This window comes from Sorangium sp. So ce590 (assembly GCF_051521365.1).
In the GTDB taxonomy this organism is placed as follows: domain Bacteria; phylum Myxococcota_A; class Polyangia; order Polyangiales; family Polyangiaceae; genus Sorangium.
Map to the genome: position 1 here is coordinate 8,258,405 of NZ_CP150346.1, position 15,458 is coordinate 8,273,862.

The following is a 15,458-nucleotide window of genomic DNA, read 5'->3' on the forward strand; positions in this document are numbered from 1 at the left end:
TCCTTGCACCTTCTTCCCGCTTCCGCTTCCGGCGTGGGTCCGTTATATGTACGTGCCCCGCAGGTGGACGAATGCAGCATCGCACCAAGCATGAGCCGTCGTCCTCGCTGCTGGAGGTCAGCCTCGATCCGGGCGAGGCGCTGCTCGCGGAGGCGGGCGCGATGGTCGCGCGCTCGCCGAGCCTGCGGACGATCGTCCGGCTCAACGCGGGCCGCGGGGCCGGGCTCTTCGGGCGGCTCAAGGCCTTCGTCATCGCGCTGCTCCGGAAGCTCGCGGGCGGCGAGACGTTCTTCGTGAACCACATCGAGGCGCCCGAGGGCGGCGGGTGGGTGTGGCTCGCCCCGCCGCTCAGCGGCCGCGTGAGGCACGTCCCCCTCCAGGGGGAGACGATGCTCTTCAGCGCGGGCTCGTACCTCGCGAGCGCGGGCGACATCGACGTGAAGGTGCGCTGGGGTGGGCTGCGCGCCGTGCTCGCGCGGGAGGGCATCTTCTTCATCGAGGCCTCCGGCGTCGGCGATCTCTGGATCACGAGCTACGGCGCGATCGAGGAGCTCCCGTGCGACGGGTCGCTCGTCGTGGACAGCGGGCACCTCGTCGGGTTCGACGCGTCCCTCGCGCTCAAGATCAGGAGCCCTGGCGGCGGGCTCATGGGCCTCATGGTCTCCGGCGAAGGTGTCGTGTGCGAGTTCACCGGCCGCGGCCGCGTGCTGATCCAGTCGCGCAGCGCCGGCGCGCTCGTGGGCTGGCTCGCGCCGCTGCTCCCGCCCTGAGCGGGCGACGGAGACATTCGTCCGATGCAGGTGAATCTCCTCTACCGTCCCTCCCAGGCCCTCGCGCAGTGCTGGCTCGCGCCGGGCGAGCGCGTGATCGCCGAGAGCGGCGCGCTCGTGGGCATGTCGACCAACGTGCGGGTGGAGACGCAGGCGGGCGGCATCATGTCGGGCCTGAAGCGGATGCTGGCCGGAGAGTCGTTCTACCGGAACGCGTTCGCCGCCGAGGGCGGCGGCGGAGAGGTGCTGTTCGCGACGCCGCTCTCGGGGGACATGGCGGTGCTCGAGGTGGGCGACAGGCAATGGTGCGTCCAGAGCAGCGCGTATGTCGCGTCCAGCCCGGCGGTCGAGGTGAAGACGCGCTCGGGCGGCCTGCGCGGCTTCTTCTCGGGAGCGGGGCTCTTCGCCCTCGAGACGGCGGGGCAAGGTCAGATGATCATCGGCGCCTTCGGCGCGCTCGAGGAGCTCCCTGTGAAAGGCCACGTCGTCGTCGACACGGGCCACCTCGCAGCGTGGGAGTCGACGCTCTCCTGCCGGATCGACAAGAACACGTCGACGTGGCTCGGCACGTGGCTCTCGGGCGAGGGCCTCGTCTGCCACGTCGAGGGGCGCGGCAGCCTGTGGGTCCAGTCGCGCAACGCCGGCAGGTACGGCGCGGCGATCGGCGCGCGGCTCGCCCCGCGGCAACCCTAGAGATCCAGGGGGCGGCGTGCGCGACGAGATCCGAGACAACCCCGAGTTCGGCGTCCTCCACGTGACCTTCGAGCACGCCGGCGAGCAGATCATCGCCGAGAGCGGCGCGATGGTGGCGCGCGACGCGGCCATCGACATGAAGACGAGCCTGCAAGGGGGGCTCGCCAGCGCGCTCAAGCGCAGGCTGACGGCGGGAGAGAGCCTCTTCCAGAACACCTTCACCGCGACGGCGCCCATGCAGTCGATGCGGCTCGCGCCGGCGCCCGAGGGGTCGGTCGAGCGCATCGTGCTGCGCTCGGGGATGGAGGTCTTCCTCCAGTCGGGCGCCTACCTCGCCTCCACGCCCGGCATCACGCTCGACACGAAGTGGCAGGGGGCCAAGGGCTTCTTCGCCGGCGGCCTGTCGCTGCTCCGGGCCTATGGCGAGGGCCTGATCTGGTTCTCGAGCTACGGCGGTATCCACGCGATCGACGTCGGTCGCCAGCACGAGGGATATATCTGCGACAACACACACCTGCTCGCGTTCACCGAGGGCCTGCGGTATCAGGTGCGCAAGCTGGCCGGCCTGAAGGGCCTGTTCCTGTCCGGCGAGGGGCTCGTCTGCGAGTTCCAGGGGCACGGGCGGCTCTGGCTGCAGACCCGGAACCCGGGGGCGCTCTCGGCGTTCCTCCACCCGTTCCGGCCCGTGGGAGGCGGCCATTAGCCCGCTGCGCGTCACGAAGGCCGCGGCCCCCGGGCGGGTCGCCGGCGGATCGCCCAACGGACGCGATGTTCCGCCGCGGCTGCGCGCGGGCCCGGCGCCGCCGCGTCCCGCCGGCGGGCTGCGGGCGGCTGGCCGCGCAGGGACGCGCCCCTGCCGCCGCGCCGGCAGGCTGGCCCGCCCGGTGCTTGCCCGGCGCTGGCTGCCGGCGGCCGGTGAGACGTTGCGGTCCGGGCCGCCCGCCATGGGGTGGTGCGCCGTCATTGCCTTCCCGGAGGCGGACTCGCTAAAGTAGGCGGGCCTCGCTGAGGAGGCTCGTACGGCGAGCGGTGGATGCCACGGATCTACAGGCGCTCGCGGAGCGTGCCTGGCTTCGCCTGAATGCCCCGAACCCGCTATGTGGAAGCTGACGATCGAGGATGACGAGGGGAAACAGACGGGGCTCCCCCTCGCCCATGAGGAATATGCGCTCGGGCGCGGAGAGTCGAACTCGATCCGGCTGACCGACCGCAACGTCTCGCGGCAGCACGCGACGCTGGCGAAGAACGGCCAGGGTTGGGTCATCCGCGATCTCGACAGCTACAACGGCACGTACGTCAACGGCGGACGGGTCACCGGCGAGCAGCACCTGCGCCACGGCGACCTCGTGCAGCTCGGCGACTACCGCATCGAGATCGTCGATGAGGCGCTGTCGTCCGCGGTGACGAGCCCGACGCCGCCGCCCGGCAGCCGCAGCACGGCGCACCTGCCGCTCCACACCCGCCCCAACCGGCTCGTCATGGTCGTCGGCCCGACCCCCGGCGCCGAGTTCCCGCTCGACGGCGAGCGGTTCACGATCGGGCGCTCCGAGGACGCGACGATCTCGATCAACCACAGCTCGGTGAGCCGCCTGCACGCCGAGCTCATCAGCCTGGGCAACGGCCGCTACGAGGTCGTCGACAAGCAGAGCGCGAACGGCGTGCGCATCAACGGCGTCGAGCTGAAGCGAGGCCTGCTCGAGGCGGGCGACGCGCTCGAGCTCGGCGACGTGCGGCTCCGCTTCGTCGCCGCCGGCAAGATCTTTCGCGCCGGGCCGGACGGCGCTTCCGGCTCGGCGGCCGCGCCGGGATCGTACGGGAGCGTGGCCCCGTCGGTGCCGTCGTCCCGTTCGCTCGGCGGGACGAGCAAGGCGATGGGGCTCCTCCTTGCGGTCGTCGTGATCCTCATCATCGCCGTGGTCGCGGTCACCCGCGCCCGCTCGCAGGGGCCGGAGGCGCCCGAGCCGGACCCGCGGCCCCCGACGCCGGAGCTCGGGGGGAACGACGCGCAGCTCCTCGACGCGGCGGAGGAGCACTTCCGCGCGGGGAACATCGACGTCGCGCACCGGAAGCTGCAGGAGATCGCCGAGACGGCGCCGGTCCGGGAGACGCAGCGCTTCCGGGAGATCGAGGAGCGCTGGGCGGAGGCGATGTTCCAGCAGGTCGAGCGGGCCGGGACGAAGGAAGAGAAGCTCGCGCTGCTCAACGAGATCGCGAAGACGACGAGCGTCCCGACGGCGCTCCGCGCGCGGGTGGCCGAGATGCGGCGGCAGGTCGACCCCGAAGCGCCGCCCGAGCCCGAGCCGGAGCCCGCGCCGCAGCAGAGCAGCCCGCAGACGTCCTGGTCCCCGCAGCATACGCCCTCGCCGGCGCCCGCGCCCACGCCGTCGGCCTCGACGCCCAAGGTCGCCGACGCGGGCACCCCGCAGGCGAGCTCTCCGCTCGACTCGAGCGCGTACCCGGCGCAACGAAAGACGCTCGAGCCGAGGGTCTGGGGCGGGCGCGCGTCGGCCAGCGAGATCAAGCTGCTGCGCGCGATCTGCATCCACCAGGGCGACATGAGCTGCCGCGACAGGGCGACCGCGGCCCTGGACAAGCTGGAGAAGCGCACGCCTCCGCCCGATCGGGATGCGTCCCCCTGAGCGGGGCGTGTCGCCGCAGAGCGCCTCCCTCTCCCGTCCGCGCGCGTCGATGACCTCCACGAGCAGCACAAGCGCCCACGAGCCGGCCGTCCACGAGCCGGCCGTCCACGAGCCGGCCGTCCACGAGCCGGCCGTCCACGAGCCGGCCGTCCACGAGCCGGCCGTCCACGACGTGCCTCCGCCCGGCGGACGCGACGCTCCTCCAGCGGGCGGCGCGCCGGTGGGCTCGCCGCGGAATGGGCTCGTCTCGTCGGCTGCCGGGGCGCTGGCGACGCTCGCGTTGCTCGTGCTGTTGCCCTACGCGCACCCGAGCCTGTCGCGGCTGCGGCTGCTCACGCCGCTGCCCGAGGGCGAGGGGCTCGTCGTGGTCCCGGCGCCGGCGCCCGTGGCATCGATCGGCGAGACGACGCTCGCCACGGAGACCACCGAGCAGGCCGAGCTGCGCCAGCCCGAGGAGGTCGCGCTGCCGGCCGCGGCCGCAGAGCTCTTGCCGGCCGCGGTCGCCTCCGAGGGGAAGCCGCCGCGCCCGATCGAGGACCCGAGCGGCAAGGCGATGACGCCGTTCTTCCGCGCGCTCGCCGCCGTGGAGCGCAAGGCGCCGGGCTCGATCGCGCGCATCACCTACTTCGGCGACTCCATCGTGGCGAGCGACTTCGTGACGTCGACGCTGCGGCGCAAGCTGCAGAAGCGGTTCGGCGACGCGGGCCACGGGTTCATGCTGATGGCCAACGCCTGGCCTGGATATTTCCACAACGACGTCGTCCGCTTCGCCAGCCGCGGCTGGCAGGTGAGCCGCGTCGTGGGCCCGTTCGCCAAGGACGGGCTCTACGGGCTCGGGGGCGTGTCGTTCCGCTCGCAGGGCGCGGGGGTGTTCTCGCGCTTCGCCACCGCGGAGACCGGGACCTACGGGCGCGCGGTCTCGCGGTTCGCCGTCGATTACCTGAAGCACCCCGAGGGTGGGCGGATGGAGATCAAGATCGACGGCGAGAGCCGGGAGATGATCGACACCCGGGCCGCGGAGGCCGGCTCGGCGATCGCGACCTACGAGGTGCCCGACGGGCCGCACGGGATCGAGGTGCGCGCGCACGGCCCGGGGGTGCGCGCGTTCGGCGTCTGGATGGAGCGGGACGAGCCGGGGGTGGTGCTCGACGCGATCGGCATCCAGGGCTGCCGCATCCGCTTCCTCGACAAGAGCGATGACGCGCACTTCGCCGAGCAGCTGCGCGCGCGGAGCCCGTCCTTGACGGTGTTCCACTACGGCATGAACGAGAGCGAGGACGGCGAGCTGTTCCCGCTCGATCAGGTCGAGTCGACGATGAAGGCGGTGCTCGAGCAGGTGACGGCGGCGCTGCCCGAGTCGTCGTGCATGCTCGTGGGCCCGATGGACCGCGCCGACAAGAAGGGCGAGGTCTACAGGAGCCGCCCGGTGATCCCGAAGCTCGCGGCGATCCAGCGCCGGGTGGCCGCGCAGGTCGGCTGCGGCTACTTCGACACGTTCGGCGCGATGGGAGGCTCCGGGTCGATGGGGGTCTGGGTCCAGCGGGGGCTCGGCGGCGCCGATCTCGCGCACCCGTCGGGCGCGGGGGCCGAGGTCATCGGCCGCTGGCTGTACCTGGCCTTGATGGAGGCCTACGAGGCCTGGAAGGCGAGCGCGGCCGCGGGCCGGCCCTGACGCGGGTTCGGTGCGTCGGAGATCCCGCCAGAAACGAGCTGGGTGAAGAGGCCGCTCAGCGCTTCATTTGTGCGGCGCTGCTTGCTGCGGGTGGCGCTCAGCTCCTCGACTTCCTTCAGCCGGTAGCTCTCGGCCTCGATCTCGATCACCTCGGCGCGGTGCACGAGCCGGTCGACGAGCGACCTCGAAGAGCAGGTCGACGTAGCGTCGCCCTGCTTCAGTAGGGCTCCTCGTCGCGCCTAGCGCTGCACCCACCCTCGGCTGCCTGGCTCGGTCCGGTTTTGTTCGGCGCTCTTAATCGTCGGCCACGCTACCTACCCACCATGGACAGGGGAAGGACATGCGGGGGTGGAAAGGATATCCAAGCGCGTCATTCAGGGGGGTCAGCGGTCGAGATGGCCAATGACGCCGAGCGGGCTGTGATCGATAATATGGACCGTGGGACCGGAGGGCGGGCTCGAGCGCCACGCATGAGACGAGCCACGCTGAGCCAGAATCGACATGGCATGCATTTTCATCCAGACTGACCATGGAGGTGGCCTTGAAGACGCACACGCTCGTCACAACGCTCGTTTCATTGCCATTTATCTCCAATACCGCGCCCGCGGAAACACCACACGAGTCTTCCCAGCCATTCAATGTTAGCGGACTTCAAGAGAAGTCCTACAAGCGCTCTCTTCGCGCGTGCGACCCGTACTCCGACGCCCTCTTGGCCCCATCGGACCCGCCAACTTACCGAATTCGTGCATGTTTCCGGCGCATCGAGACGGCGTCGCGCTCCGGGCATCACGTCAACGGGCATGTGGGGCAGGATGGCACTGGACCGCCGGAAGGCGTCTGGAAGCGCTACCATCCTACCCTCTACCCTCTACCCTCTTTCCGCGACAGCGTTCGGCGCGCGCTCGAGGGTCGACCGGCGCTAAGGTTGCGCTCATGACGTCCACCGTGACCCGCAACACCGGCTCCACCATCAAGTACGCCGTCATCACGGCGGTGCTCGTCGGCCTCTCGTTCCTCTGTTTCCGCGCGATGATCGGCCGCTCCGGTCCGCTGTGGCTGCTCTGTCTGGTCGGCGGCATCGGGTTCGCGGTGTTCGCGTTCGGGTCGCTCCTTGTCGCCAGGGACCTGGCCGGCACCGCGACGTGCCCGCGCTGCCAGGCGACGCTCGCGGAGATCGAGCTCAACCACACCGACGACCCGGCGTTCTGCGACAAGTGCCAGGCCGCGTACCTCGTCGACAAGCGCGTCCTCACCGTGCTCGCCGGCGACTACGTCCACCCGCAGCCGGGCTTTCCGGTGCCGGTGACGAGCGAGACGATCAGCTGGCCGGAAGGCTGCTGCGTGTGCGCGAAGCCGGCGACTCGCGGCATCGAGGCGAAGGCGGACGACGGCCAGACCGGGACCAACGTGGCCGTCGCCGCGGCCGGGCTCGCGCTCGGGAGCATCGCGGTGCGCACCGGCGGCGGCACGAGCTACACGCTGCGCATCCCGCACTGCGCCGAGCACGACGACGGCGCGAAGCTCGAGATCAAGAGCGGCAACGAGCCGCCGCTGCAGATCCGCTTTCGCTCGTACGCCTACCAGCGCCGCTTCCTCCAGCTGAACCCGAGTCCGGCGAAGGCCGCGTAGCTCCGCTTCAGCCCGACCTTCTCGAGGTCATCGACGGCACCCGCTTCGTCGTGGAAGCGACGGATCGCGACGGTTCGGCGCCGCAGAACAGTCCCGCCAGGAATCCCGCCAGGGGAGCTACGCGGCCTTCAGGCCCTCGGCGTCCGGCTCGTCCGCGGCGCGCCGCTTGTGCTCCCGGGCGATGCCGATCACGACGCCGAGCCACACGAGCGCGAGCGCGATGTTGATCATCGCGAAGTGGCGGATGGAGAGCGCGAGCACCTGGCCGACGATCACCCCGACGGCGGCGAGCACGTCGCCCGCGCGGACGACGAAGGTGTCGATGGCGGCCTTGGCGCTGTACTTCGCGTCGCGGCCGACCGGCAGGAAGAGCGCCTGCCGCGCCGTGTTCTGGACCGAGTAATCGGTGCTGTTCTCGGCGATCTTCGCGACGCGCACGACGGCGAGCGCGGGCAGGACGGCGAGGGACGCGTAGCCGAGGACGGCGATGGTCGGGAGGAGGAACAGGGCGAACCGCACGCCGAGGTACTTGAAGATGCGCGAGACAAGGAAGAGCTGCAAAATGACGCCGAAGGTGTTCACCCAGTAGAAGAAATCGCCCTTGAAGGTGCCGATGATCGCGCCGAGCGCCGCCTCTTTCCCCTTCTCGGTGCGCGGGTGGACGAGCCCCTTCCCGGCGCCCTCGACGACCTCGCCGCCGGCCTCGACGTCGAACGCCCCGCCCTTGACGGCGGCGATCTTCCCCTCCAGCAGGCGCGACGCCGCCGGATCGACGAGGTAGACCGGGGCGCCCGCCGCGAGGGGCGCGCCCGGGTCTGCGCCCTCGGCCCCGGCGGCGGCCGGCTCCCTTTCGTCTGCGTCGCGCGGCGCGCTCTCCGGGCTGAGCGCGCTCGTGGCGGACTCGATCAGGGTGCGATCGAGGATGTACTCGCCTGTCGAGTTCACCCAGTTGAGGACGAGCGTCAGGCCGGCGATCAGGAGAAGATAGCGGTCGCGCGCGATGATCTTGAATCCGCCGGCCGCGCCGCCGGGCGGCGCGTCGGCCCTGGCCTTCTCGCCGCCGAGGCGCGCGAGGTCGTCGCGGTGGACGATGTACGTGAGCCACAGGCAGGCGAGCAGCACGCCCGCCGCGAGGAGCATCATGTTGTAGGGGCCGATTGGCACATAGACGCGCTTCGCGATCTGCGCGCCGAGCATGGCGCCGAGCGAGCTCCCGATACCGACGATCGCGAAGAGCCGTTTGCCCTGCTCGGGGGTGTAGACATCGTTGGCGAACGACCAGAACTGCGCGATCACGGTGAGGTTGAAGCAGCCCACCCACAGATAGAACGGCACCCCGAGGGGGACGCCGAGGCGCGCGAGAAGGAAGAAGAGGACGAGGTTGCCGGCGAAGAAGAGCGTCAGCGCGGTGGTGAGCTGCATGCGTCCGAAGCGCCTGGCCATGGCGCCGTAGGCGCGGACCACGCCCACGAGGAGCAGCGCCTGGCCCGCCGCCGCGTAGGCCTTCACCTCTGGACCGTCGAGGTCGAGCTGCTGTCCTCCGATCTCGAGCCCGCCGCCCGCGAGGATCAGCGGCTCGCGGACCACCTTGAGGAGGTAATAGCCCGTGAGCAGGAGGAAGACGTTCAGCGTCAGGACGAGGACGCTGAAGACCTCGCGCGGCTTCACCTCGGCGAAGATGGAGAGGAGCCTGTGGAGCCCCCCTCGGGATCGTGCCTCGTTCTCGCCTGTGCTCGCCACGCGCCGCTCCATCCCGGGAAAACCGCCGTTCAGGCGGCACCGGAACAGGACCGATGCCCGAACGCGGGAGGCTATCGAGCCTGGTCCCGGCCGGCAACATCCCTCTCGGCGCCGTCCGTGTGAAGCGCCGCACAGGGGGTTCGACAGGGGCGCGTGGCGCGGACAAAAGTCTCTCGGGCCGGGAACTCCGCTAGGCTCCCGCGTGGCGACGTGCGAGAGACGAGGCGGATTGGGCACGAACGAGAAGGGATGGACGCGCGCGCTCGGCCCGGGTTGGCGGCGGCGCACGGCCGCGCTCGCGAGCTGCGCCGTACTGTCGCTGTGCGCCGAGGCGCTGGCCGCGCCGGAGGCGAGGGAGGCTGAGCCGGCCCCGCCGGGGCGATCTCCCGCCGCGGCGCCGCAGGCGCCCAGCGCGAAGCGTCCTCTGCCGGACTACGATGGTCGTCCGGACGAGGGGGCGAGCGTCGGCGACGCGCTGCTCTGGGTGCCGCGCGTCGCGCTCTTCCCCGCCTACCTCGTCAGCGAGTACCTGGTCCGGCGGCCGCTGGGCTATCTCACGGTCGCGGCGGAGCAGGGCAAGTGGATCGAGGAGCTCAAGGACATCTTCACCTTCGGGCCCAACGACACCATTGGCATCGTCCCGACGGCGCTCCTCGACTTCGGGTTTCGCGCGAGCGTCGGTGTTTACATCTTCTATGACGACCTGTTCTTCCCCGGCAACGAGCTCCGCGTGCACGCGGCGACCGGCGGGATCGACTGGCTGAGGCTCACGATCGCCGACCGCATCCCGCTCGACGAGCGCGCGTACGTGAAGCTCCGCGGCGAGGCGGACGCCCGGCCTGACTGGCTGTTCTCGGGGATCGGCCCGAGGTCCCTGGGGCGCGACTGGGCCCGCTACAGCGCCCGCAGCGTCGAGGGGAGCGCGACGGTCCACGTCGGTTTCGACGCGTTCAGCTTCGTCGAGGCGTACACCGGCGCGAAGACCGTCGATTTCGACGACATCTGCTGCGAGCCGACGGTCGGCTGGCGGGTCGCGAACGGCCGCTATCCGCTGCCCCCCTCGTTCGACGCGGGGTACACGGCCTACCGGATCGGCGCCCGGGCCGCCCTCGACTCGCGGCGGCCGCGCCCCGAGCGGGGCCACGGCGTCCGGCTGGAGCTCTCCGGGGAGCACGCCGTCGACCTGGAGCGACCGTTGCAGAGCCGATGGCTCCGCTACGGCGGCACGCTGGGCGGCTTCGTCGATCTCACCGGGCACGATCGCATCGTGAGCCTCGCCCTCTCGGCGGCCTTCGCGGACCCGCTCGGCCCCGCCGAGGTCCCCTTCGCCGAGCTCGTCGAGCTCGGCGGCGGCGCGCCGATGCATGGGTTCCGCGAAGGGCGCCTCCGCGGGCGGAGCGCCGCCGCGGCGACGCTCGAGTACCGTTACCCGGTCTGGGCGTTCGTCGACGGCACGGTGCAGGTCGCCGCGGGCAACGTGTTCAGCGAGCACCTCCGCGACTTCGATCTCGACCTCCTGCGCATGTCGTTCGTGCTCGGCCTGCGCACGAGCGGTTCGCGCGACCACTCCTTCGACTTCCTGATCGGCTCGGCGACCGAGACGTTCGAGCAGGGAGCCAGTCTGCAGGAGCTGCGCCTCATGATCGGCGCCAGCCGCGGATTCTGAACGGCGGGGGGGAGCTCAGTCGGGCGGATCGGCCTCGTCGGGGCGCTCGATGCCGACGAGCTTGTAGCCGCGGCGCGGGCCGAGATCGTAGAGGTGGGCGCGCAGCGGGCCGGGCGCGTGTCCGTTCAGGAGGTCGACGATGGCGTAGCGTGAGGGCGCGTCGTCGGGCGCGCCGCCATCGGCTTCGATGTGCGGGAGCGAGAGGCACACGCGGCCGTCCGGCGAGGGGCGCACGACCGGCCGCGCGCGCGGGGAGAGCGCCTCGCCGGCGTACATCGCGGCCTCGTAGCGGAGGTCTTGCGCGCGCGCGACGCCGGTGCGCCGCGCGAGGTCGACGCCGCACAGCTCCGCCGGCGAGGCCAGGGCGACGTCGGCGATCGGCGACAGGCGCGTGAGGTAACGCGCCATGATCGCGCGCTTTCGCTGGATGAGCTTGTCGATCAGGAACGCTGTGTGCCGCGGGGCGGTGAAGTCGCCGATCCGCACCGCCGCCTCGATGAGCTCCGGCGTGAAGCGCGCGAGCGTCCGGGCGGCCCAGGCGCCGTCGAGCTCGGTCATGCGCGCGAAGGCCGGGTTGGGGTAGCCGCCGCGCCAGCCCTCCGGCCGGAAGTCGCGATCGCTGAAGAAGCCGAAGATGTCGCCCTGCGGGTCGCGGGTCGCCCGGTCCCACGGCCGCTCGGGGATGCCGAGCGAGGCGAAGTCGAGGAGCGCGTACTCGGCGTCGAAGTAGTAGGCGTGGCCGAGGCGCTTCGAGATGTCCTCCCACTCCCACTCGCTGCCGAAGCAGTCGCCGAGATCGATGGCGTAGTGCCGCACGTGGCCCGGCGATGCGTCCTTGTCCTCCCCGTCCTCGGCGAGCCAGACATCCATCGAGTTCTGCTCGCGCGAGTCGAAGTGGTTGAGCCACGCGGCGAGCAGGCGCCCCCCGCGCAGGTCGCGCCGGTCCTCGTGCGGGATGACGTCGTTCGGGTCGTCCTCCCGGGTCCCCTCGTACTTGAAGGGCCCGAGGGCGCGGCCCGGCAGCCAGCGCGAGGCGACCATGCGGACCCGGTCTCCTCGCTTCGAGGCCTTGGCGAGCACGCCGTCGAGCGCCGCCCGGTCGAAGGGCCTCGTGGTCCCGCTGTTGTCGGTCACGGTGAGCCCGGGCGAGAGCTTCAGGACCGACGGCTTCAGGTAGACCACCGAGTCGCACGGCGCCCAGAAGCCGGCGGCGTGATAGAGGCGCGCCGCGATCGCTGTGGCGCCGGTGGCCCGCTCGGGCTGGTCCGAGGGGTCGGCCTTGAGCATGAACTTGCCGATCCCCTCGACCTTGATCCGGAAGCCGGGGTTCGCGCCGTTCGGCTTGCCCATGTCGATGACCCAGGACCCGTCCGGCGCCTCGTCGTCCAGCGTCCTGTCGCCGCACGGCCCGCGCACGAGCTCCTCGGCGGAGAGCGGCCGCTTCCCGATCCGGTTCGTGAACCAGCTCGAGTCCGGCACCTCGTCGAGGCTGTTGACGTTGACCGCCTCGCCTCCCGGATCCACCGCGAAGAACCGCGTCACGGGCCGGAAGACGAGGTTGTCGGCCGCGTCCCACGCGAACGACGACTCGTACGGCTCAGGCGTGCAGAGGCGGTGCTGCGGATCGTCCCTGGGCGCCTCGGGATCGGGGCTGCAGGGCACCGAGACGGGGTTCAGGTCGGCGTCGCGCCAGACCGGATCGCGCAGGGGAAACCGGCGCACGTCGCCGCTGCAGGCCGCGCTGAGCAGGGCGAGCAGCGGGAGCGAGCAGGTGAGCGGCGCCTTGAGCATCGGCCCGGAAGGGTACTGGACGGGGCGCCGATCGGGGCGGCTTTCGCTCGTCAGAAGCCTTCTTGCCGGAGCCGCTCGATCACGGCGCGGTAGAAGTCGATATAGAGCCAGGGGTTCCCGTCGCCCGGGCTCTGCCCGAAGAGCTGACCGATCTCGTCGAAATGGTCGGCCGGGAGACAGCCCCAGAAGTGGCCCCATCGCGCGTCCCGCGCGCGCACAAGGCCGTCGTTCGGGATCGACTCGCCGAAGCCGCCGTCGAGGATCGTCTCGGTCAGCGAGAGCAGCGGGTGCACCGGATCGAGGCCGTCGTCGAACTGCGCGACGAAGGGCGCCGGGACGAGCGTCGTGCAGTCGCGGCCGCCGAGCGCGCGGTCGGTCCGGCCGCCGAAGGAGGCATAGAACACCCCGGGCGCGTCTGTGTACTTCGCGTTGAACTCCGCGATGCCGGGCGTCGAGAACTGCTCGAGCGAAGTGAAGACGCTCGTCTCGTTGCCTATCTGGTCGTAGAGCGGCGCCCCGATGGCATTGAGGAGATCGTCGAGGACGTCCTGCAGCCGCTCGTGGGCGACGAGCTGGAGCGCGATGTCGGCGATCTTCGAGCCGAGATGAGGCGTGGCGACGGTCACGACGGAGGCGACGAGATCGGGCCGCTCGTGCGCGACCACGCGGGCGTCGAGGCCTCCCTGCGAGTGGGCGATGAGATTCACCTTCTCGTGGCCCGTCTCGGCGAGGATGTGCTCGATCCGCGCGAGCAGCTGGGCGCCGCGGTACGTGGAGCTGTTGAACGGATCGACCGAGGGCGTGAAGACCACCTCGCCGCCCTCGCCGAGGGTGTGCTTGAGGTTGTAGAAGTAGCTGACGTATCCCGCGCCCGCGAAGTCCTCGAATCCGAAGAAGCCGTGGGCGAGGACGATGGGATAAGGCGGCCCGAGCTTCCCAGACGACGGCCAGCCGCCCCCGCCGCCGCCCGAGCCCTCCGCGGCGCCCTCCCAGCCGCCCGAGGCGGAGCTGCCGCCCGCCCCCGTGATCACCTCCTCGCCGGTGCCCCACGGATCGAACTGCTCCTCGGCCGCGCCGCAGCCGGCGAGGAGCGCACAGGATGCGAGTGTTGCACACCTCCGGAGACCAGCGGACACCCGTCGTCCCTCTGGACGCGCGTCCGTGTGAGACTTGCACTTACGCAAACCGCCAATACGCGATGATGAGAGTGCGGACGAAGAAAGATCCAGCACGACCACCTCCTGCCGGAATCAGCTCAGACTCTGCTGATGGGGCTCTGATGTCAAGTGCTGTCGGAAAACTGAACCATTCGAGACGGTCTGGCGAGACGGTCTGGCGAGATCGGCGCTCGAGAGCGACGTTCGAGACTGACGAGAACGTCGAGGGCGTCGAGAACCTCGAGGTCGTCGAGGAGGTCGTCGAGGAGGTCGTCGAAGAGGCCGTCGAGACGACTGGCGCATTGCGTCGTGAACGGTGGCGCAGGTTTCCTGCATTGCGCCATGGGGTTTCGATGCCGCGTTAGCGCATTGCGTCGCGGGGTGATGTTATTTTTCCATGCGGAGGGGCGTGCCGGCTCCGGTAGGTTCGTGGGCCATGCGATCTGTCCAGAGCTCTTTTGCGCTTGTTCTGATGGGTTCCCTGGTCGCTTGCGGCGGCGCGATGCCTCCTCCGTCGGAGCCGGATCCTGCGGACGCCGACGTGGCGGCGACGCCGGCCGCGGCGTCGGGCGGCGAGGCGGCGGAGGAAGGGGACGGGAAGAAGGAGGAGGACGCGGCGGCGGATGCGTCGAAGCAGGTCCCGACGACGTGCGAGCAGCGGGACAAGATGTGCTTGCCGCCGGCGGCGTTCGTGAAGCGGCTCTGCGGCGGGTTCTATCCGGACGTGGCGCTCAACCTGTTCGCCAAGGGGACGCCGTTCACGCGCGGGTACCTCACCCGCGATACCGAGGCGTGGAACGCCTCCGGCGGATCGTCATCGAACGACAAGCTGCTCTTCGATGAGGAGGTGCTGATCCTCTATCAGCGGGTGCCCGACACGGGCGGCATGGTCGTGAGCGGCGCCGGGGGCGGCTACGACGTCCTGCGCTGGGACGGGACCTGCGCGTCGCTGATGACGGAGGAGGTCCGGCTGCACGTGCCGCCGAAGCCTAAGTTCGCGCCGATCCCGTGGAAGAGCCTCGATCAGAAGACGCGCGACGCGTTCCAGGCCGACGAGAAGGTCGGCAAGGTGGTCGCCGAGCGGCGGAAGGAGTGCAAGGGCGCGACGATGGGGGCGGTCAGCGCGAAGTGCGAGAAGGTCGACAAGCAGATGGGCGCAGCGCTGATCGAGTTCGTGCGCGGCGGCGGAGCGCTGCCGGCACCGGGGCCGCTGCCGTGAGGGGCGGGCGGGGGGAGCCGGGGGGGTGAGCCGGGGGGCGGGCGGTGCGGATGAGGGGGCCGGGAGCGCAGGACCGCGGCCGGCAGGTGACGGGAACGCAGGACCGCAGCCGGCTGGTCACCGGAACGCAGGACCGCAGCCGGCAGGTGGACGGGAGCGCCGCCGGCGACAGGGCCGACGGGGAGCGGCTACTCCTGCTTGTCCTTGGGCGCCACGTAGTCGGGCGGGAGCTGCGGGGCGTCGTTGCCGCCGCTGAAGAAGTACTTGTCGAGCTCGGTCATCCAGAGCCGCTGGCCGGCCTCGGAGATGAGATCGAGGCGGTACTCGTTGATCAGCATCTTCGAGTGCTCCAGCCACATCCGCCACGCCTCCTTGGAGACGTTGTCGAAAATCCGCTTGCCCACCTCGCCCTTGAGCGGCGGCTTCTCCAGCCCCTCCGCCTCACGGCCGAGCTTCACGCAGTGGACCATCCTCGCCATAAG

General features: G+C 70.9%; 14 protein-coding genes. 9 read left to right on the forward strand and 5 right to left on the reverse strand.

Annotated elements, in window-relative coordinates:
* Positions 1-71: 71 nt before the first annotated feature.
* From WMF28_RS31120 to WMF28_RS31140, 5 genes are all read left to right on the forward strand, one after another.
* The gene (locus WMF28_RS31120) at positions 72-770 is read left to right on the forward strand and encodes a TIGR00266 family protein (RefSeq protein ID WP_437597010.1); all 699 of its coding nucleotides are present in this window, start codon (positions 72-74) and stop codon (positions 768-770) included.
* A 24-nt stretch (positions 771-794) separates the two neighbouring features.
* On the forward strand, positions 795-1,463 hold the full coding sequence (locus WMF28_RS31125) for a TIGR00266 family protein (RefSeq protein ID WP_437597011.1): 669 nt from the start codon (positions 795-797) through the stop codon (positions 1,461-1,463).
* 16 nt (positions 1,464-1,479) lie between these two features.
* Complete coding sequence (locus WMF28_RS31130; RefSeq protein ID WP_437597012.1) at positions 1,480-2,166, forward strand: TIGR00266 family protein; 687 nt, start codon at positions 1,480-1,482, stop codon at positions 2,164-2,166.
* Between the two features lie 394 nt (positions 2,167-2,560).
* A complete protein-coding gene (locus tag WMF28_RS31135; protein ID WP_437597013.1) occupies positions 2,561-4,102 on the forward strand; it encodes an FHA domain-containing protein in 1,542 nt (513 codons plus the stop codon).
* 49 nt (positions 4,103-4,151) lie between these two features.
* Positions 4,152-5,774, forward strand: coding sequence for a GDSL-type esterase/lipase family protein (locus WMF28_RS31140; RefSeq protein WP_437597014.1), 1,623 nt, complete (start codon positions 4,152-4,154; stop codon positions 5,772-5,774).
* On the opposite strand, the gene WMF28_RS31145 is transcribed toward WMF28_RS31140, so the two are convergent.
* A complete protein-coding gene (locus WMF28_RS31145; protein ID WP_437597016.1) occupies positions 5,732-5,938 on the reverse strand; it encodes a hypothetical protein in 207 nt (68 codons plus the stop codon). The two genes, WMF28_RS31140 and WMF28_RS31145, sit on opposite strands and share 43 nt — an antisense overlap.
* A gap of 769 nt (positions 5,939-6,707) precedes the next feature.
* Here WMF28_RS31145 and WMF28_RS31150 point away from each other — a divergent pair.
* Positions 6,708-7,403: a hypothetical protein gene (locus tag WMF28_RS31150; RefSeq protein WP_437597017.1), complete on the forward strand. Its 696-nt coding sequence runs from the start codon at positions 6,708-6,710 to the stop codon at positions 7,401-7,403.
* Positions 7,404-7,520: 117 nt separating this feature from the next.
* On the opposite strand, the gene WMF28_RS31155 is transcribed toward WMF28_RS31150, so the two are convergent.
* Positions 7,521-9,143 (reverse strand): NTP/NDP exchange transporter, encoded by a 1,623-nt coding sequence (locus WMF28_RS31155; protein WP_437597019.1) that lies wholly within the window; start codon positions 9,141-9,143, stop codon positions 7,521-7,523.
* Positions 9,144-9,372: 229 nt separating this feature from the next.
* Here WMF28_RS31155 and WMF28_RS31160 point away from each other — a divergent pair, with 229 nt between their 5' ends.
* A complete protein-coding gene (locus tag WMF28_RS31160) occupies positions 9,373-10,809 on the forward strand; it encodes a BamA/TamA family outer membrane protein (protein ID WP_437597020.1) in 1,437 nt (478 codons plus the stop codon).
* Positions 10,810-10,824: 15 nt separating this feature from the next.
* Here WMF28_RS31160 and WMF28_RS31165 read toward each other — a convergent pair whose 3' ends face one another.
* Together WMF28_RS31165 and WMF28_RS31170 are read right to left on the reverse strand one after the other, a co-directional pair.
* Complete coding sequence (locus WMF28_RS31165) at positions 10,825-12,600, reverse strand: hypothetical protein (RefSeq protein ID WP_437597021.1); 1,776 nt, start codon at positions 12,598-12,600, stop codon at positions 10,825-10,827.
* 50 nt (positions 12,601-12,650) lie between these two features.
* Positions 12,651-13,736, reverse strand: a complete 1,086-nt coding sequence (locus tag WMF28_RS31170) for an esterase/lipase family protein (RefSeq protein WP_437597022.1) — start codon at positions 13,734-13,736, stop codon at positions 12,651-12,653.
* A gap of 143 nt (positions 13,737-13,879) precedes the next feature.
* On the opposite strand from WMF28_RS31170, the gene WMF28_RS31175 reads away from it, so the two are divergent.
* Together WMF28_RS31175 and WMF28_RS31180 are read left to right on the forward strand one after the other, a co-directional pair.
* Complete coding sequence (locus WMF28_RS31175; RefSeq protein WP_437597023.1) at positions 13,880-14,122, forward strand: hypothetical protein; 243 nt, start codon at positions 13,880-13,882, stop codon at positions 14,120-14,122.
* 71 nt (positions 14,123-14,193) lie between these two features.
* A complete protein-coding gene (locus tag WMF28_RS31180; RefSeq protein ID WP_437597025.1) occupies positions 14,194-14,976 on the forward strand; it encodes a hypothetical protein in 783 nt (260 codons plus the stop codon).
* A 188-nt stretch (positions 14,977-15,164) separates the two neighbouring features.
* Here WMF28_RS31180 and WMF28_RS31185 read toward each other — a convergent pair whose 3' ends face one another.
* A complete protein-coding gene (locus WMF28_RS31185; protein ID WP_437597026.1) occupies positions 15,165-15,455 on the reverse strand; it encodes an oxidative damage protection protein in 291 nt (96 codons plus the stop codon).
* Between the last annotated feature and the right edge of the window lie 3 nt (positions 15,456-15,458).